General features: G+C 65.5%; 19 protein-coding genes. 7 read left to right on the top strand and 12 right to left on the bottom strand.

The genetic code is table 11. From position 1 onward, the window contains the following. Window position 1: 1 nt before the first annotated feature. From RMP10_RS19600 to RMP10_RS19585, 4 genes are all read right to left on the bottom strand, one after another. Window positions 2-1,144: a cystathionine gamma-lyase gene (locus RMP10_RS19600; RefSeq protein ID WP_310571780.1), complete on the bottom strand. Its 1,143-nt coding sequence runs from the start codon at window positions 1,142-1,144 to the stop codon at window positions 2-4. After that, window positions 1,141-1,338 (bottom strand): Trm112 family protein, encoded by a 198-nt coding sequence (locus RMP10_RS19595; RefSeq protein WP_309669902.1) that lies wholly within the window; start codon window positions 1,336-1,338, stop codon window positions 1,141-1,143. The genes RMP10_RS19600 and RMP10_RS19595 overlap by 4 nt, the downstream gene beginning before the upstream one ends. Window positions 1,339-1,353: 15 nt before the next feature. Further along, on the bottom strand, window positions 1,354-1,887 hold the full coding sequence (gene mog, locus RMP10_RS19590) for a molybdopterin adenylyltransferase (protein WP_310571847.1): 534 nt from the start codon (window positions 1,885-1,887) through the stop codon (window positions 1,354-1,356). Between the two features lie 80 nt (window positions 1,888-1,967). Continuing rightward, entirely contained in the window at window positions 1,968-2,324 is a 357-nt protein-coding gene (locus RMP10_RS19585) for a GxxExxY protein (protein ID WP_310571779.1), read from the bottom strand. 247 nt (window positions 2,325-2,571) lie between these two features. On the opposite strand from RMP10_RS19585, the gene RMP10_RS19580 reads away from it, so the two are divergent. The 3 genes from RMP10_RS19580 to RMP10_RS19570 are packed head-to-tail and all read left to right on the top strand — an operon-like array spanning window position 2,572 to window position 5,159. Continuing rightward, on the top strand, window positions 2,572-3,324 hold the full coding sequence (locus tag RMP10_RS19580; protein WP_310571778.1) for a hypothetical protein: 753 nt from the start codon (window positions 2,572-2,574) through the stop codon (window positions 3,322-3,324). Window positions 3,325-3,357: 33 nt separating this feature from the next. Further along, window positions 3,358-4,464, top strand: coding sequence for a histidine kinase (locus RMP10_RS19575; RefSeq protein ID WP_310571777.1), 1,107 nt, complete (start codon window positions 3,358-3,360; stop codon window positions 4,462-4,464). After that, window positions 4,461-5,159, top strand: coding sequence for a LytTR family DNA-binding domain-containing protein (locus RMP10_RS19570; RefSeq protein ID WP_310571776.1), 699 nt, complete (start codon window positions 4,461-4,463; stop codon window positions 5,157-5,159). Before RMP10_RS19575 ends, RMP10_RS19570 begins: the two co-directional genes overlap by 4 nt. Before the next feature lie 63 nt (window positions 5,160-5,222). On the opposite strand, the gene RMP10_RS19565 is transcribed toward RMP10_RS19570, so the two are convergent. Both RMP10_RS19565 and RMP10_RS19560 read right to left on the bottom strand, forming a co-directional pair. Further along, complete coding sequence (locus RMP10_RS19565) at window positions 5,223-5,786, bottom strand: histidine phosphatase family protein (protein WP_310571775.1); 564 nt, start codon at window positions 5,784-5,786, stop codon at window positions 5,223-5,225. 18 nt (window positions 5,787-5,804) lie between these two features. After that, window positions 5,805-6,032, bottom strand: a complete 228-nt coding sequence (locus RMP10_RS19560; protein ID WP_171226054.1) for a hypothetical protein — start codon at window positions 6,030-6,032, stop codon at window positions 5,805-5,807. A gap of 108 nt (window positions 6,033-6,140) precedes the next feature. Here RMP10_RS19560 and RMP10_RS19555 point away from each other — a divergent pair, with 108 nt between their 5' ends. Beyond that, complete coding sequence (locus RMP10_RS19555) at window positions 6,141-7,610, top strand: aminopeptidase P N-terminal domain-containing protein (protein ID WP_310571774.1); 1,470 nt, start codon at window positions 6,141-6,143, stop codon at window positions 7,608-7,610. A 4-nt stretch (window positions 7,611-7,614) separates the two neighbouring features. On the opposite strand, the gene RMP10_RS19550 is transcribed toward RMP10_RS19555, so the two are convergent. Beyond that, window positions 7,615-9,141, bottom strand: coding sequence for a L,D-transpeptidase family protein (locus tag RMP10_RS19550; protein WP_310571773.1), 1,527 nt, complete (start codon window positions 9,139-9,141; stop codon window positions 7,615-7,617). Between the two features lie 102 nt (window positions 9,142-9,243). After that, a complete protein-coding gene (locus RMP10_RS19545) occupies window positions 9,244-10,206 on the bottom strand; it encodes an MBL fold metallo-hydrolase (RefSeq protein WP_310571772.1) in 963 nt (320 codons plus the stop codon). A 152-nt stretch (window positions 10,207-10,358) separates the two neighbouring features. On the opposite strand from RMP10_RS19545, the gene RMP10_RS19540 reads away from it, so the two are divergent. After that, a complete protein-coding gene (locus tag RMP10_RS19540; RefSeq protein WP_310571771.1) occupies window positions 10,359-11,711 on the top strand; it encodes a hypothetical protein in 1,353 nt (450 codons plus the stop codon). Here RMP10_RS19540 and RMP10_RS19535 read toward each other — a convergent pair. Both RMP10_RS19535 and RMP10_RS19530 read right to left on the bottom strand, forming a co-directional pair. Next, window positions 11,689-13,116 (bottom strand): M24 family metallopeptidase, encoded by a 1,428-nt coding sequence (locus RMP10_RS19535; protein WP_310571770.1) that lies wholly within the window; start codon window positions 13,114-13,116, stop codon window positions 11,689-11,691. The genes RMP10_RS19540 and RMP10_RS19535 overlap by 23 nt on opposite strands. 222 nt (window positions 13,117-13,338) lie before the next feature. Beyond that, entirely contained in the window at window positions 13,339-13,974 is a 636-nt protein-coding gene (locus tag RMP10_RS19530) for a GNAT family protein (protein ID WP_310571769.1), read from the bottom strand. 172 nt (window positions 13,975-14,146) lie between these two features. On the opposite strand from RMP10_RS19530, the gene RMP10_RS19525 reads away from it, so the two are divergent. Then, on the top strand, window positions 14,147-15,535 hold the full coding sequence (locus RMP10_RS19525) for a hypothetical protein (protein ID WP_310571768.1): 1,389 nt from the start codon (window positions 14,147-14,149) through the stop codon (window positions 15,533-15,535). An 87-nt stretch (window positions 15,536-15,622) separates the two neighbouring features. On the opposite strand, the gene RMP10_RS19520 is transcribed toward RMP10_RS19525, so the two are convergent. Both RMP10_RS19520 and glnA read right to left on the bottom strand, forming a co-directional pair. Further along, window positions 15,623-16,285, bottom strand: a complete 663-nt coding sequence (locus RMP10_RS19520; protein WP_310571767.1) for a superoxide dismutase — start codon at window positions 16,283-16,285, stop codon at window positions 15,623-15,625. Between the two features lie 34 nt (window positions 16,286-16,319). Beyond that, entirely contained in the window at window positions 16,320-17,687 is a 1,368-nt protein-coding gene (gene glnA / locus RMP10_RS19515) for a type I glutamate--ammonia ligase (RefSeq protein WP_309669887.1), read from the bottom strand. 57 nt (window positions 17,688-17,744) lie between these two features. Between glnA and RMP10_RS19510 the strand changes: the two genes are divergently transcribed. After that, on the top strand, window positions 17,745-18,530 hold the full coding sequence (locus RMP10_RS19510) for a zinc-ribbon domain-containing protein (RefSeq protein ID WP_310571766.1): 786 nt from the start codon (window positions 17,745-17,747) through the stop codon (window positions 18,528-18,530). Window positions 18,531-18,600 lie beyond the last annotated feature (70 nt).

Here is an 18,600-nt window from a genome sequence, read left to right as displayed (position 1 = left end):
TCTAGACCGCGCCGAGAGCGCGCTCGAAATCGTTCAACAGATCGCGCACGTCCTCGAGCCCGATGCTCAGTCGCACGAATCCTTCTGACACCGCGTCGCCGCCCCAGCGGGCGCGACGCTCGGCGCTGGTATGGACACCACCAAAGCTCGTCGCCTCGTACACCAGCGAAGAAGCCGCGAAGAAGCGCGTCACCGCCGCGGCATCATCGAGTGCGAAGCTGATCACGCCGCCGAACCGCTTCATTTGCTTCGAGGCGATCGCGTACGACGGATCGTTCGGCAAGCCGGGATAGCGCACACCATGCACCTTTGGATGCGCCGCCAGCATCGTGGCGATCTGCATCGCGGTGTCGCACTGACGCGTGAGGCGTACGTCGAGCGTCGCCAACGAACGATGCGCCAGCCACGCTTCCATCGGTCCGGCGATCACCCCCATGCGCGTGCGCCAGGTGCGAATCGTTTCCGCCTGCGCGATGTCGCGACACGCCACGTGACCGAGCACCAAGTCGGCATGCCCGGTCATCGCTTTCGTATCGGAGACCACGGCGAAGTCCGCGCCGAGGGCGAGCGGCTGCTGCAGCAACGGCGTGGCGGTCGTGTTGTCGACGACCACCAGTGCGCCGGCCGCATGCGCCGCCTGTGCGAGCGCCGCGATGTCGCACACATCGAGCGCCGGATTGGTCGGCGATTCGAGCCACAGCATCGCGGCACCGTCGAGCGCGTTACGCCACCCGTCGCCCACGGTCGGTGCCATGACCACCTCAATGCCCTGCGCGGCGAACCACGCACCGGGAAACTGCTGCGTCGCGATCACCCGCGTCGTGTAGTAGCTCTCGGCCGGCATCACCAGCTTGCCGCCGGGCGGCACCATCGTGGCCAGCACCGCGGCGGACGCCGCCATGCCGCTCGGAAAGAGCAGGCACGGCCCTCCTTCGAGCGCCTCGAGCGCCTGCTCGTATGCCACCCAGGTGGGATTGGAGAAGCGGCCGTACGTGAACGGCGACGCGGTCGGATCGCCCGGTGCATGATACGGCGCCGCGAACACCGGACCCGCCAGGTACGGCGTCCCGGGCGAGGCGTCGGGCAGGCCGGCGCGCACGACCCGCGTGCCGTCGCGCCACTCGGGGTTCGGCGCGGTGCTCACGCCGTGGGCGGGTACTTCGCGTCGTCCAGCGGCTGTGCTTCGTCGATCAGCATCACGGGAATGCCGTCCTGCACCGAATACACCAGGCGGCTTTCACGGCACACAAGCACCTCAGGCGGACCCGCGTAATACTCCAGCGGCGCCTTGCTTTTGGGGCAGACAAGGATCTTCAGCAGCTCGGGAGACAGGCTCATGGCACGGGCTCGCGCTTACGCGCTGGTGGGGCGGAACGGGGCGGGGGCCTCGGCGCTGAACAGCAGCCGCGGCCCTCCGATGAGATCAATGCAATATGGGACCGCCGCCCAGACCGCGCCGAGGCATTCCTCGATCGCCGCCGGCTTTCCCGGGAGATTGATGATCAGGGAGCTCCCGCGGGTACCCGCCACCTGACGCGACAGGATCGCCGTGGGCACGGTGCGCGCCGACACCGCCCGCATCTGCTCCCCAAACCCTGGCAGCATCCGGTCACACACGGCCACCGTGGCTTCGGGCGTCACGTCGCGCGGCGACGGACCCGTACCACCGGTCGTCACGATCAACGCGCAATGAAACTCGTCGGCCAGTTCGCGGAGCGCCGCCTCGATCAGCGGCTGCTCGTCGGCTACCAGCCGGCACTCAGCTCGCCACGGCGACGCGATCCAGCGCGTCAGCACCGACTGGATCGCCGGACCGGATTTGTCTTCGTACACCCCCGTCGAGGCGCGGTCGGAGATGGTGAGGACACCGACGACGGCCGGGACCACGGTTGGCAATGGTGCGTGCGATGAGGGAAGCAATGTGGGGGCGAACGTGTGGGGGCGTGGGAAGCGGCGGTTGCGGCGGGCTATGGAGTCTTGGTGAAGACTACACGTTTTTGATCAGGGCGACGACCGAAGGTGAGGACGAGGCCGACCTCGTATTTCGTCGCCTTCAGGTAGCCGAGGAGCTGCCCCACCGCATCCGGCTCGACCGACCGGGCCACCTTGCACTCGAGGACGACGAGGTCGTTCACCACGAGATCCAGCCGCCCGCGCCCAATCACCCGCTCGCGGAAATTCAAAGCGACGTCCACCTCACGCGCCACCGCATACCCCGCGTCGCCCAACGCAATCACCATCGCCCGCTGGTAAATCACCTCCGGATGCCCATGACGCAGCTCGTCATGCACCTCCCGAAACACCCGAAGAATCCCCGCCGTCACGTCGCCATGCAGTAGTCCCCTACGGAACCATCGCCGCGCACCGTCATCCGCCCGTCACCCCCCGCCCATCCGGAAGCCCCGCTTCCCCCCGCCCCACACACATTCGCCACCAACAACTTCCATATCGGAATCCCCCGTTCGCTGCCGTGGTCCGGTTTTTCGTTGCATTCCCCCACACCCGGAGGCCCTCTCGGCGTACGCTGCGTGCATCCGAGCCCCCACGCCATCCCGAGCTCCCCGAGTCCCCATGCGCCGCATCCATCACGTCATTGCCCTGCTGGCCGCGATCCCGGTCACCGCGACCGGCCAATCCACACCGCCCGCGGCGCCCGCGGCCCCGCCCGTGTCCGCCCTGCGCGACCACATTGACCGTGCCCAGCTCCGCGCGCAGTCCGACTCCTTCGTGGTCCTCATCCAGGGCACCCCGCGTGGTGGGCAGCGCATCGGCATGCGGCCCACCGCGACCGGCTGGGAACTGCAGGACGCCATCGCGATCGGCACCATGGTGCAGCAATCATCGAGCATCGTCCTCAACGCGGCGCTCGAGGAGACCACCTTGCGACAGCGTGGTGTGATGTCCGGCCGACCCATGACCATCGCGCTCGACTTTGCCAATGGACGCGTGCGCGGCACCGCTGACACGCCGAGCAATGGCCCCGCAGGCGCGCTGGCCATCGATACCGAGGTGGCACCCGCGGTCGTCGACGACAACGCCGTGACACCGCTGCTGACCGCGCTGCGGTGGCGCGAGGCGCTCGACATTCGGTTTCCAGTTTTCACCAGCGGCAAGGCAACCGTCGTGACGTATCGCGTTCGTGTGCTGGGCGCCGACACGGTCACCGTTCCCGCCGGCACCTTCGACAGTTGGCGCGCCGAACTGACCACCGGCTCATCCAGCCTGTTGCTGCACATCACGCGCGCCACGCCGTACCGGATCCTGCGCATGACATCTGTCGGCACGCCATTCGATGTTCAGCTTGTCAAGGCACCGGTGAAGTAGCGCATCGTACGCGCCGCACCACAGCTTTCGCCAATGCACTCCGCGCATTCCGGTGACACCGCATCCGGCCCTGCCGTCAGCGCGCGCCCGTCGCGCCGCTGGCTGTGGCTGACCGCCGTACTCTGCGGCATCGGCGGACTCACGCCGTTCGCGCAGGCGCTCGAACTCCTCGGCATCAGCACACCGGGCGGCATCGCCCTCCAGTGGCAAGCGGCAACGGTACTCGTGTGGGTGGTCATCGGTCCGCGTATCGCGAATCGGTGGTCACTCACCGACTCCGAGGCGGGCGCACTCGGCGGACTCGGACTGCTCACGATCGTTGCCACTGCGACGCACGCGACGATTGCGATCCTGCTGCTGCATCCCAGCACGCCCTACAGCAGCACCTCGAACTGGATCATCGTCGCCCTCGGCGTGTTGCCCACGCACGCCGTCACTGCCGGACTCATGTCGTTGGTGGGCAGCTGGACAAGCGCGCGACGCCAACGCGAGCGCGCGGCCGATCGTGAAGCCGTGCTTGCCGCGCATGCCGTGCGCGCTGAGCTCGATGCGTTGCGCACGCGACTGCAGCCGCACTTTCTGTTGAACGCACTGAATACCGTGACCGGTCTCGCGCGATCAGGCAACGGCGAACGCGCCGCCGATGTCGCCGCCGATCTCGGCGAGCTGCTGCGCTTCGCGCTCACCGAATCCGGTGACACCGTGTCGTTCGACGCCGAGCGAGAGATCGTGGAGCGGTACCTTGCCATCGAACAAGTTCGGCTCGGCGCACGACTCCGCATTGCATGGCAGATTCAGCCTGACGCGCGTACCACGCAGTTGCCGGCGCTGACATGGCAACCGCTCGTCGAGAACGCCATTCGTCACGGCATCGCGCAGCGCGTCGCGCCCGGCACACTGACCCTGTCCGCATCGCGCACCGCGCAGGCCCTCACATTGGTCGTCGACGCCGATGGTTCGGACCACACATCGGCGCCCACGCCTGAACCGTTCGGCGGACTCGGGATTGGACTTTCGACGCTGCGCCGGCGACTCGCGCTGTTGTACGGCGACCGCGCCATGCTGACCATGACCGAACGACCGGGAGGCACGCGCGTCGAACTCAGGCTGCCGATCGCCGTGCACGCCGACGTGACATGAGGGCGCTCCGTATCGTCGTTGCCGACGACGAGCCCATCGCCGCCGCCTCACTCGCCGCCGAGTTGCAGCGACTCGACTGCGACGTGGTCGCCATCTGCACGAATGGCGAGAGCGCCATCGCGCGCTGCGCCGCCTTACAACCCGATGCCTGCTTCACCGATGTCGCCATGCCCGAGCGTGACGGCCTCGCCGTGGCCCGCGCGCTTCGCGAAGCCGCCCCGGGCGTTCGTGTGGTGTTCGTGAGCGCGCACCCACACTTCGCGCTCGAGGCCTACGGCGCCGATGTGGTCGACTTCGTGCTCAAGCCGGTGCGCCGCGCCCGACTCGCCGATGCCGTTGATCGCGTCCGTCGCGCCATCGGCGCGACCGACCACGACGATCGCATCCTCGTCCCCGAGCATGGCAGCGTACACGTCGTGCCGATTCGTGAGATCGAATGGGTGCAAGCCGACGGCTACAACCTCTGGCTCCACACCACCAAGCGGGCCTGGCTGATCCGCGAGCGCATGCACCGCATGGAGGCACGCCTGCAATCCGCCGGCTTCCTACGCGTGCACCGCTCGGCCCTCGTGCGCCTCAGCGCCATTCAATCCATCGAGCAAGCCGAGCCCAACGACCCCACGGTCGTCTTACGGTCGGGCGTCAAAGTGAAGGCCGCCCGCGACCGCTTAGGCGACATCCGCAACGCCCTCTAACCCCCGCCCATCCGGAAGCCCCGCTTCCCCCCGCCCCACACACATTCCCCACCAACAGCTTCCCTATCGGCATCCGCCGTTCGCATCCGCGGCGCCGTATTGCGACAGCACGACCTGCGCCGACTTTCCGTCAGTGCCGGGCGTGAGCACGAACATCGAGGCATAGCTCGAGTCGCAAAGATCCGGCAGCTTGGGCCCACCGAGCGCGGTCACGATCGCCGGCACTGTGTTGCTGTGACCGACCACGAGCACCACGCCGGTCGCCTTGCGCACCGCGGCCGCCACGTCGGCGATGTGCTTGGCGCCGCCGCTGATGGTGATGACTGTGAGGGCGACGCCCGTCTTCGCGGAGACTACGGCCGCCGTTTCCGCCGTGCGCTTGAGCGACGTCACGATGATCGCGTTCGGCGTGGTCATGGCCATGGCGTCAGCCAGCGCCTGCGCGCGCGCCTTCCCGGCCTCACTCAGCGACGGATCGCTGCCACCCTCGGTCGACTTCTCACCGTGGCGCACCAGCACGACCAACGATGGCTGCGCCGCGAGATCGCGCGGCGCGAACGAGGCCGTCGCGAGCAGGAAGCCCAGCATACCGACCGTAACACGGCTCCACGACGATCTCGTTTGCATTTGGCTCCTCGATGCGCCCTAGGCGCGCAGTTTCTTTCCCGCTCCGGCTCCGGCAATGATCAGCACGAGTCCAGCCGCCACACCGACACCACCAACCCACGTCGGCACCGCCTTCTTCTCGCTCACCGATGCCTGTAGCGGACCTACGTCCAGCACTTCACGATTGGTCGTGACGCTGAACCCTTGGACGAGAATGTATCCGCCGGCCAGAACCAACAGAATGCCGAGCACGAGTGTGGCACGCATAGGAGCTCCCTTGAAAGGTATGGCCATCTCTACTGCAGAGGTCGTGCCGTACGGTTAGGGCTGGGCCCACGCCTTGACGGCCAGAGCCATCGTCGGCCTTTTCAAGCCATGCGTACTCCCCTCAGCCAGTTGGCCGCCGCGCTCGTCGCGCTCACGCCGGCCACCCTGTTCGCCCAGCCGAACGCCGCGATTACTCCGCAGGAGACCGCGGCCCGGCGTGACGCCGTCGCCGCCCGAATCGACAGCGGCGTCCTGATCGCCTTCGGCGGACGCGCGCTGGTCCACGACTTCAGCACGTTTTATCAGCTGCCGGCCTTCCGGTATCTCACCGAGCTCAACGAGCCCGACGCCGCGCTCGTCATGGTGGTGCGCAACAAGCGCCCGCAGAGCACGCTGTTTCTCACGCCGCTCGACGCCCGCACCGCGTTCTACTACGGCGTGCGGGTCGATTCCACCAGCAGCATGGCGACCTACGGCATGCCGGGTCGCTCGTCCGCAGCGCTGCCGGCGTATCTCGATTCGCTCGCCGCTACCGGAATGCCGTTCTACCACGTCCCTGATGTGGAAACGATGGACTTCGCGCGCAACGACACCCTCACACGTGGCCAGGAAGCCCTGAAGGGACTCGCCAAGCGCTTCCCCGCCCTGGCGGTGCGGAACGGCATGCCGTTCGTGCTCCAAGTGCGCGCCAAGAAGTCTGACGCCGAGATGGCGCTCATTCGACAGGCCGCCGAGATCAGCGCCGAAGGACATCGTGCCGCGATGCTCACGGCGAATCCGACGCGGGAATACGAGCTGCGCGCCGCGCTCGAGTATGAATTCACCCGACGCGGAGCCGAGCGTCCGGCCTACGGATCGATCGTCGGCGCCGGCATCAATGGGACCACGCTGCACTACATGAAAGCCGGCGACCCGGCGAAACCCGGCGACCTCGTGGTCATGGACGCCGCGGCCGAGTATCGCGGCTACGCAGCAGACATCACCCGCACGATTCCGGTGAGTGGCACCTACACCCCTGAGCAGCGCCAGTTGTACAAGCTGGTGCGCGATGCGCAGGACGTGGCCGAGCGATTCTCCAAGCCCGGCATGAGTGTGCGCGCCGCTGCGGATTCTTCGGTGGCCCTGCGCGCTCGTGGCCTGGCCGCGCTCGGACTCGTGGAGAGTGTCGACGCGCTGTTCGATCCGCCTTGGAACGTGAACTGCGCGACGAGTCCGGCGCAGTGCCGACAGTCTAACCTGTGGATGATTCACGGCATCACGCACGGCATCGGACTGGCCGTGCACGATCCCATGCAGGAGAACGGACCCGACGCGAAGTTTGCTGTCGGTGATGCGTTCACCATCGAGCCCGGCATCTACGTGAGTACCAAGGCGCTCGACGTATTGCCCGACACGCCGAAGAACCGTGCCTTCATTGCGAAGGTGCGCAATACGGTGCTCAAGTATCAGAACACCGGCGTGCGTATCGAAGACGACTACATCATTACCGGCAAAGGACTCGAGCGCATTTCGCTGGTGCCGCGTGAGATGGATGAGATCGAAGCGTTGATGAAGCGACGCGCAAAGATCCAACCGTGACGACTCAGGGGCGGCGATCCGGTGCCGGATACGGATAGCCGTCCTTGAGCAACGATCGCAGTCGCCGGTCGTGTCCGTAGATGTCATTGTGAAAGGCCACCGAACCATCGTCCCGGGCGACGACCGTGGCGTAGACCATGTGCACCGGAACCGGTGCCGTGAGCCGGACCTGCAGTGGTGTCGTGCGATGCATGTCCGCTGCAATGTGCGTCGAATCCCACCCCGCCTGGTCGCGCAGGAGCAGCGCTGCCAGCTCGGCCGGTCGCGAGAGCCGGATGCAGCCGTGGCTGAAGTCGCGCCGCACCTCGCCGAACAACGCCTGCGCCGGCGTGTCGTGCATGTACACGTTGAATTCGTTCGGAAAAATGAACTTCACGCCGCCCAGAGCATTCTGCGCACCCGGACGCTGACGAATGCGCGCGCGGCCTGCCGACACCGCGTCGAGTGCCGCATACGTCGTCGCCATTACCTGTTCATTCGAACCGACAATTTCGAACTCGTTGCGAGTGAGGTAGTCGATGTTCTTCCTCGCCTTCGGTAGCACTTCCTTGCGGGTGATGCTCGGCGGTACATCCCAGTAGGGAGAGAAGATCAGATACTGCACGGCGCCGCTGAATACGGGCGTCTTGTGATTGTACGCCTTGCCGACCACCACGTTCATGCGCAACACATCGCGCTCGTTGGCGGAACGGAAGGCGAACAGTTCGAAGGCCGGAATGTTGACGATGATCGGCGGCACCGCGAATCGGTGCGGCAGCCATCGCCAGCGTTCCAGTGTCGTCGTGATCTGCACGACGCGCGCCTCGAGTCGTCGCTGCAGCGTGCTCATACTCTCCGGTGAGCCCCGCTTGCGCATCGTGTCCTGCAGCGCGAGCCGCAGCTGTACCGTGTCGGTGGCCAGGGCGCGATAGCGCGCGAGCGCGTCCACCAGCAGCCGATAGTGCTGATACGGTGGCTCAGCCGCGGCGAACTGTTGGGCCGCGTCGGCCGAGGTGGCCAATTCACGCAAGGCCGCAACAGCATCCCAGGGCTCGTGCGCAAACCGCAGGTCGGCATGCGCGACGCGCGCCGACACCCGACCGTACTGCAGGGAGCGCAACGAACGCAGAGCCGCCGTGCTCACCATCACGTCGAACTCGACCGCCGCCGCTTCGGTTGAAAATGCCGCGCCAGCGACGAGCGTGCGCACCAGCTCGCTCAGCCGTTCGACATCGTAGTCGGACGGGTCGAGCCCGCGCGCATCGATCCGATTCAACTGGGCGATCGTCGCAAGCGCCGACGATGTCGGACGTCCGCCTTGAGTCCACAGTGGCGTCCAGCCGTTGGCCGTGTACGCGGTGCGGAGATCGACCGTCACGTCGCTCAGCTGCGGCCAGCGCTGGGCGGCGTGCCGATTCGACGCCACGATGCGCCGCAACGCTTCGCCGAACGGCGTCGAGGGAGCGAGTTGTGCGTCGAGGCGGCACGGCTGTACCAATCCGCGCGTCACCAGTAACGCGACGAGCACGAGGCGAACGAGACCCTGGATCACAGGTTAGAAACTTGGCTACGGAGTGCAGCGTAGCTGTAGTGGAATTCCCGACGGTACCGCATAGTCGCCCGCACCGAGCAGCCGCTCCGCCCTGGAGCGTGCTCAGCTTGGGTCGCGCCACCAGGCGGTCATCGCCCGCTCCAGCCCCGCCTTGCTCGCCATCCATTCGCCAAGCGACGCGGGCACGCGGTAACTCGCTGCCGCCTCGACCGCCGTCCGACCTGCCGCGCGCTCACGGCCGGCGTGCGCGCCGAGGTCACCCAGTAAATCCAGATAGCGCATCACACTCACGCGATTGGCCATACCGCCGTGGCCCGGCACGAAGGCACGCGTGGACCGCGAGGACAGCCGCGTCATCGACGCGATCAGCTGAGACGGCGTCGCGTCTACGAAGTTCGGGAACATGCCATTCCACAGCAGATCGCCGGCGAACGTGATTCCGGCGTCCTCATCGACAAGTGCCAAATCACTCGCGGTGTGTCCGCGCATCGGCACCAACTCCACCACGCGATTGCCGAGATCGATCCGGCTCGTGCGCGTGGCATCCACGATGACGACGTCGGCGAACGCCCGCTCGAGCGCCGCATCCTTTGACGGTGCGACCGGGCCGCCACCAAGCGCGAGGGTGCGCGTCGTGCCCGTCGATCGCAGCACCGGCGCCGCGCTGCCGTCGCGGGCGTATCCCTGCACGCCGCCGGCATGATCGAGATGATAGTGCGTGAGTACCACGTGCGTGGGCCATCGCCCCGTGAGCTCCCGCGCCCGCTCGGCCAGCCACGTAGCACCGGCGGGCCGATAGAAGCCTTCCACCGCGATCACCCCGGCGCGCCCGGCGATGATGCCGCCATTGCCGAACGTGGTGCGATCGCCGCCGAGCGGGGTGGAGATCACGGCCCACGTATCGGGCCCAATCGCGTCGAGATGCGCGAAAGGCGTGGTAACGACCACCGGTTGCTGCGGTGCAGTCCAACGCTGGCGGGTGCGCGACGACGCACAGGCCGACGAAAGCAGCACGTGGGCCACGCAACCACCCGAAACCCGCAGAAAATCGCGACGTGAGGTCATGGCGGATGTTAGCACATTCCTCGAGGACCGGACACGGCCCACCGCGCGCTAGCCACCAGCCTCCCATCCACCTACGTTGTCGGTGCTCACCGATTGGCTCGCCGCTCGGCACACGGAGAACGATGAAGCCCGAAAGATCTCGTAAGCTGCTGGTGCCACTTCGTCGCGTCGCGCTCTCGATGCTATTGGGCGTTGTCGGCGCATGCGGAGGAGACGCGGCGTCGAACGAGTCCACCGCCAGCGCGGCGGCAGACGGCACGTTTTCCAGGATCCAGCGCGACATTCTCGATAAATCATGCGTCTCCTGTCATCGCACCGGCGATGCGAACGCGCGGCAGTCCCAGCTCGTGCTCACGAGCGATTCCGCGTACCAGCAACTGGTTGGCGTTGGCGCGATCCAACAGATCGCACGGGCCGACGGCGTTGCCCGCGTCAAGCCGTTTCGGGCCGATAGTTCGCTGCTGTATCACAAGCTGTCCTGGATTCCCGGCCACCATAGCCGTGACTACGGCCAGCTAATGCCGATGGGCACCACCAAGGGCGTCACCGCCGGACAGCTCGAATACGTACGTCGGTGGATCGAGGTCGGCGCGCCGCGAAGCGGACACGTGGTCGACACGGCGGTGCTCGCCGACGTTCGATTGCAGTCGGCGAGCTTCACCCCGCTCGGTGCCCCGACGGCGGCAGGGCTCCAGCTCAAGGTGGACAGCTTCGCCGTGTCCCCCGGCTCGGAGCGCGAGCTGTTCGTGTACCGCCGCGTCGGCAACACCAGCGACCTCTACGTGACACGGATCCAGTCACGGATGCGCCCGGGCAGCCATCATCTCCTGCTCTATACGTTCGACGAAAGCCGCACGTCGTTCCCCTGCAATTTGCGGCCGTCGGCCGACGCGGTACGTGACATCCGCAATACCGACGGATCGATGAACATCGTCAACATGCTGCCGATGGCGTGTCACGTGTACTTCGCGGGCGCGATGACACAGGAGTTCGATTACCGCTTTCCGCCCGGTGTGGCGCTGCGCTTGCCGGCGAACACGTCGCTCGACTTCAACGTGCACTACGTAAATCGCGCGCCGATCGATCTGCCGGGCGAGGCGTTCGCCAATCTCTACACGGCCGATCGGTCGCAAGTACAGACCGTGGCCCGCACGCTCAATCTCGCCAACACCAGCTTCTCGCTGCCACCGAAGCAGCGCACGACCGTTCGCACCGTCTTTCCGATGTCGGTGCGCACGACCGTGCTGGGCCTGACGTCGCACATGCACTCGATGGGCGAGCGCTACGAAATTCGCGTGCGCCGGGCCGACGCCACCGAAACCGCGGTGTATGTGAACACCGATTGGGAGCATCCGGCATTCACGAATTTCGACACGCCGATCGTGCTACAGCCCGGCGATGCGCTCATTTCGGTGGTCACCTTCAACAACGTCACCGACCGCACCATCGGCTTCGGCCTGCTCTCCAGCGACGAGATGAATATCATCTTCGGCTACGCCTATTGAGGATCGTTGTCGGGGCGCGCGACATCGCGCTGGCCCACGCCTTGTTAAGATAGTAAGACTCCTGGCGCGGCCGGAAGAAGCGAAAGCCCTGCTCCGTCAGGAAGGCGTCGTCCTCCATCATCACGAACAGCTTTTTACCGCCCCACTCAGGAATCGGCGTCGCGGTGTTGAGTTCAATGGAGATGTACGAGCCCAATCGCAACCGAGAATTCTGTGCCGTGGTATCGCTGCGCAGCGGACTGCGGAAGTCGATCGACGCCCCGAGCCCATGCCCCTGCGTGCCGATGGGATGTGAGTACACCATGGCTTCGATGCCGCGCTGTTTCATTTCCGCCATCGTGTTCGTGAACACCGATCCGCCCGTGGCGCCTGGCCGCGCGTGACGCAACATGACGGCATCCTGCAGCGTGTTCGTGTTCGCCATCGCCCGCTTGAAGCTCTCCGGCACATCACGCTCGCCCGGCTGCAGCACGTACGCCATCTTCTGCCAGTCGGTATCGAATCCCATGTAGCTGATGCCGAAGTCCACGTGCACGACGTCGCCGTGTCGGATCACCGTGCTTTCGGGCGCGACGGCCAGGAATCCCCGCGAGGTCGCGATGTCGTCGCCCGTCCGCTGCACACGCAGGTCGGGCTGGAACCACGTGCGTACACCGGCCGCTCCGAGCATGTCGAACAGGGCGCGACGCACGTCGCCCACCGTGGTGCGATTCGGCGTGATCACCGCATTCGACAGCGCCCGCTTCACGATCGCTTCCGTCACGGACACCGCCGTGCGGTAGTGCTCCGTCTCCTCCGGCAGCCGCGTGTCGAGATACTCCTCGATCAGGTCACTGGCGCTCACGAAGGTCTTCTCGGCGTCCTCGCCAAGCGTTTCGGCCAGGAAGCGATACGCGTCGTAACCGAGCGAACGCGTCTGCCCGCGCCGTCCGCGAATGCCAAGTCCCACCGTGGCCGGCTTGTATTGCTGATACAGATCGCGGAGCGTGGTGGCCGGCGGGCGTGGCTCGGTGAACGGCGCATCGAAGAAACGCGCCAAATTCTCCTCGGTGTACGCCGTGATCGCGAACTTCTTGAGCCTCTGCTCGCCGCCGTCGACGAATACGAAGAAGTCGCGATTGCCCGTGTAGGGGCGCGGCGGGGCGACGTACTGCGACAGCGGATCATCGTGGAATTCCTCGTTCACCACGATCCACATCCCGATCTTGTGGCGCCGCATCATCGGCAACAGCAGCGCATGCCGCTTGGTCAGCCAGTCTTCGCGAATCGCGATCTGCTGCGACCACGGCAGCAATGCCGCCGCCTCCGGCACGGCAAACGCGCGAGGGACCTGCCCCCGCACCATGGAAGGAACGGCGATCGCTAGCAGAGCAGCCGCAAATGTTGCAATAATCGTTCGTTTCATGACGCGTACGCGAGAGAGTGACAGTGACACACGGACACCAAGGCGACGGCAGCTACAAATTCGACAGCAACTTCAACAGCACCAGCGAAAGGGAACAGCGGGAACACGGAGCTGACGGATTCCGCTGACATCACAGATAAACAAACAGCGCGGTTGGCTCATCTGCGACCTCTGTGATATCCGTCAGCTCCGTGTTCCCGCTGTTGCTTGTCGCCATCCGCTTCACCATCGCCGTTCGCCCGCCGCCAGCCGCTCGAGGAGCCGCCGCTTCACGTCCAGCCAGTCCACGTCCGTGATGCCGTAGTACACACTGTCGCGCACGTAGCCGTCGCGCAGCACCATGTGCCGCCGCAGCACGCCTTCTCGGATCGCGCCGAGCTTCTCGAGTGCCCGCTGCGATTGGGTGTTCCGCAGGTCGGTCTTGAACTGCACGCGCACCGCGCCCAGCACCTCGAATAGCTGCACCAGCTGCAGGTACTTCGCCTCCGTGTTCGCCAGCGTGCGCTGCGCGGCCGGCGCCAACCAGGTGCCGCCTATTTCCACGCGCCGATGCGCACGGGAGATATCCATCCAGCGCGTCGACCCGATCACCGCGCCCGTCTCGCACGACACAATGGCGAACGGCACCTCGTCGCCTCGCACGGCCTGCTCGGCCGCCTGCGCCAGGTAGTGCGCGACCGCGTCCGTCGACACCAGCGGCGGCTGCACCGTGACCCGCCACAACTCCTCGTGATGCCCCGCCAGCAGTAGTCCAGACGCATGCTCTGGTCCAAGGGGTTCGAGCCGCACGACCCGCCCAGCAAGCACCACCGGCTGCGGATTGAACATCACCGGCACGCAAAACGTCGAAAAATCCACATGTTACAATTGTAGCCTAGTAAGAACCTCCAAGGTTCCCACTCGTTGGAACGCCAACCTCTCGACTGCGTTCAACCTTTTGTATCGCGTTCGCGTCTATAGCACGGGGCGACGTCGCATCGCGACGCCGCCCCGTTTCTGTACTCCCTTTCGTCCCTGACGTCGCCCTTCAATGCGTTCCTTCTCGATATACTGGCTCCTCGCCCTCGGCGCCTCCATCGCCCCTGTTACGGTCGCCGCCCAGACGCCGACGCGCCCCGCCGCAACCGCGCCGTCGACTGCCGCCCAGGCCGACACGATCCTCAAGTCGTCGCTCCGCGTCTATCTCGACTGCCAAGGCGGCGTTCGCGGATGCGACCGGGACTTCTTCGTTCAGGAACTCGGCTTCGTGAATTGGGTGCGCGACCGCTTCGACAGCGACGTACATCTGCTCATCACGAGTCTGAACGCCGGCAACGGGGGACGTGAGCTGACCATCAACTTCCTCGGCCAGAAGGCGTTCAGCGGCAAGGTCGACACCCTCGTCGTCAACACCTTGCCCAATGACGCCGACGATCGCGTTCGCCGCGAACTGGTACGCACCTTCCAGCTCGGGCTCGCGCCGTTTATCGCCCGCACCCCGATCGCCAGCCGACTGCGCCTGTCGCTCGCCAGCGGATCGGCGCCGCAGCAGATCAATCCGCGAAACGTGAAGGATCGCTGGAATTTCTGGCTCTACCGCATCGACGGGAATCTCTCCGCCAACGGCGAGCAGCTCGTGCGCTCCACCAACCTCTCGACCTCGCTGTCGGCGGCTCGCACGACGGCCGACTGGAAGATCAACTTGGGCGCGAGTGGTAGTTACAACGAGCGGGATTTCAAGGTGTTCGTGACCGACACCGACAATCCTGATCTTCGCGACACCGTGTCGGTCATTGTGCTGCAGCGTGCCGCGTCCACGAATGCGCTCATCGGCAAGACGCTGACCGGTCATCTCACCGCCGGCCTCAAGATCTCCGGCGGCTTCAGCGAGGTGCTGAATCAGAAGGTTTCCATGCGGCTCGCTCCCGCCATCGAGTACAACATCTTTCCGTGGACCGAGGCAACGAGACGTCAGCTCACGCTCCTCTACACGCTGGGACTCAACCACTATCAGTATTACAACACCACGGTGTTTGGTCAGGATCGTGAAACGCGCGGCAATCAGTCGCTGCTGATCGCGACCACCCAGCGTCAGAAGTGGGGCAACACGAATCTCTCGCTCGAGGGGTCACACTATCTCCACGATCCGCAACGCAACCTGCTCACCCTGTCCGGTTTCGTCGACCTGCGACTCGGCCGCGGCTTCTCGCTGAACTTCCGTGGATCGGCGTCGCGTGTACGCGATCAGATTTACATCGCCGGCAACGCACGATCGGAGCGTGATATTCTGACGCAGCGCCAGCAGCTGCAGACGAACTTCCGCTACAACATGTTCGTCGGTGTCGGTTACACCTTCGGCTCGATCTACAACACGGTCGTCAATCAGCGCTTCGGCACGCTCGGCGAAAGTGGCCGGCGGTTCGGTTTCGGCGGCGGCTGATCCGTTACGCAAAACTCGAGACTTGAACTCAAAACCCGACACTCACGTGAGCTTCGGGTCTTGAGTAAAAGTCTCGAGGAACGGGGGTTATCGCTGCAACTGCGCCCCCGCCACATCCCAGTTGATGCGCGCCAGCACCGCATCGAGATAGTCGGCCCGACGGTTCTGATACTTCAAGTAGTACGCGTGCTCCCACACGTCGAGACCGACGATCGGCAGCTCGCCGTCCAGCAACGGTGAGTCCTGGTTCGGCAGCCCCCGCACCGCGAGCCGGCTCGTGGCCGTCTTCACCAGCCACGCCCACCCCGAGCCGAACTGCGCGAGTCCGGCGGCCTTGAGCGCCGCCTTGCACGCATCGAGCGTCGCGAAATCGCGCGCGAGCATCTCGCCCAACGGACCGCTCGGCGCCGTCGAGGTGGCGCTGCCGGGCGCCAGCAAGCCCCAGTACAACGCGTGATTGGCATGGCCGCCACCGTTGTTGCGGATCGCCGCCTGCGCCGCCGCCGGCCACTTGCGCATTCCCATCAGCAGCTCGCCCAGCGTGTACTGATGCAAGTCGGGAAACGCGTCCAGTGCCTTGTTCAGATTCGTCACGTACGCCGCATGATGACGATCGTGGTGAATCGTCATGGTCTGCGCATCGATCGCCGGCTCGAGCGCCTTCGCCGCGTAACCCAGCGCCGGCAGCACGAACGGATACCGCTGCGCCAGCACCTCATCGGCCCGCGCGAACAACGAACGAACACTCATCAACCTCTCCCGAAAGAAAACATCAGTCCATCGCTCAGTACTTCGCGAGGTAGCGTTCGAGCTCCCACGCGCTCACCTGCTGATTGTATTCGCGCCACTCGGAACGCTTCGCGGCCAGGAACTGCTCCGTGATGTGCTCGCCCAGCGCTTCCCGCATGACGTCGTTCTTCTCCAACTCATCGCACGCTTCACTGAGATCCTGCGGGAGATCGTCCACGCGCAGCCGACGACGCTCGCGGAACGACATCTCCCAGATGTTCGTGTTCACCGGCTCGCGCCAGTCCGCGCGCGTCTCGATACCGTCCAAGCCGGCGGCCAGCATCGCCGTGAGGGCAAGATACGGGTTGGCACTCGGATCCGGAGTCCGCAGCTCCAGTCGCGTGCCCATGCCACGTCGTTCCGGTACGCGAATCATCGGCGAGCGATTGCGCATGCTCCACGCCACGTTCACCGGCGCTTCGAAACCCGGGACGAGGCGCTTATAGGAGTTCACCAGCGGATTCGTCACCGCGCACAACGCGCGCGCATGCTTCAGCAGCCCGCCGATGTAGTGCAGCGCCGTCAGGCTCAATGCCCACTCGCGCTGCGGATCCCAGAACGCATTCTGGCCCGCGGTAAACAGTGACTGGTGCGTGTGCATGCCGCTGCCGTTCTGTCCGAACACCGGCTTCGGCATGAACGACGCAATCAAGCCGAACTGACGCGCCACCTGCTTCACCACGAAGCGGAACGTGGCGATGTTGTCGGCCGTGCGCAGCGCGTCGGCGTACCGGAAATCGATCTCATGTTGCCCGTGCGCGACTTCATGATGCGCCGCTTCCACCTCGAAACCCATCTGCTCCAGCGCATCCACGATCGCGCGACGCGCATCTTCACCGAGATCCATCGGTGCCAGATCGAAGTACCCGCCCACATCGTGCGTGTCAGTCGCCGGTCGGCCATCAGCCGTGGGCTTGAACAAGAAGAACTCCGCCTCCATGCCGGCGTTCATCACGAAGCCCAGCTCGGCCGCCCGCGCCACCTGGCGCTTCAGCACCCAGCGCGGATCGCCTTCGAACGCGGTGCCGTCCGGTCGGTTCACATCGCAGATCACGCGGCCTACCCGCGCCGCCGGATCTCCCCACGGAAAGATCTGAAAGGTGGTGAGATCGGGAGCGAGCAGCATGTCCGACTCCTCGACCCGCACGAAACCTTCGATGCTCGATCCGTCGAACATGATGTCGCCCTGCAGCGCCTTCCTGAACTGCGACGACGGAATCTCGACGTTTTTGATGACGCCCAGGATATCCGTGAATTGCAGCCGCAGAAAGCGCACTTGGTGCGCCTCCGCCAACTCGAGGATATCGGTGGCGGTGGCGCCCGTCAGGGCAGGCGGAACGAGAGAACGACTCTGAATCGGCACAATTCGGCAAGAAAGGAGGAGTACAGGCGTGCCGTATTGTAGTATTTTTCAAGGCTCATGACCTCATCGAATCCTTCCGGGGGCTCGGCCCCTTCCGCCGGCTCGGGTTTCTGCTCGGCCTGTGGCGCGGCGCTCTCCGCCGGCGCGCGCTTTTGTCATCGCTGTGGCACCCCGTTCGGCCAGGGAATGCCCCTCACCCGCACGCCGGCCGCCTCCGGTGGAGCCGCGTCGATCCTGCCCTGGGGTGTTGCGTTTGTGGCCCTGCTGGCCCTCGTCGCCATGGTCGCGGGCAAGAACTTCGGCGCCGCCAAGGGTTCGGGCATCGACGGGTCGGCCAACTCGCTGCCGACACAGGCAGTTGACGGCGCCAGTGCCGCACCCTTCGCTCAGGGAGGTGGTGGCGGCGCGCCACCGAACATCGCCAACCTCTCGCCCAGCGAACGCGCCAACCGGCTGTACACGCGCATCATGGAGTACGCCGAGGGCGGCAAGGTCGACTCGGTCTCTTTCTTTGCACCGATGGCCATGGCGTCGCACGAAATGCTCGAAGGGCCCACCACCGACGAGCGCTATCACTTCGGCCGCATTGCCGAAGTAACCAACGCGCCCGTCGTCGCCACGGCGCAGGCCGATACCATCCTCAAGGCCACGCCCAACAACCTGCTCGGCCTGCTCCTCGCCGCCCGCGCGGCCCGGATGACCGGTGACAACGCAGCCGCCAAGGCGTTCGAACAGCGCTTGCTCAAGGCCCTCGAGCCGGAACTCGCCACCCGGCTGCCCGACTACGACATGCACCGCGCCGAGATCGACCGCGCCGCCGCGGACGCCCGTCGTCCCATCTGAGTCAAAGGTGAGGGAGAACGCTTCGGCGTCGTTCGTGATCTGCTGATTGCCGACGCCGAAGATTCGTGGT

Origin of the sequence: Gemmatimonas sp. (assembly GCF_031426495.1) — a bacterium.
GTDB lineage: Bacteria > Gemmatimonadota > Gemmatimonadetes > Gemmatimonadales > Gemmatimonadaceae > Gemmatimonas.
This window is presented reverse-complemented; position numbering and strand designations above follow the sequence as displayed.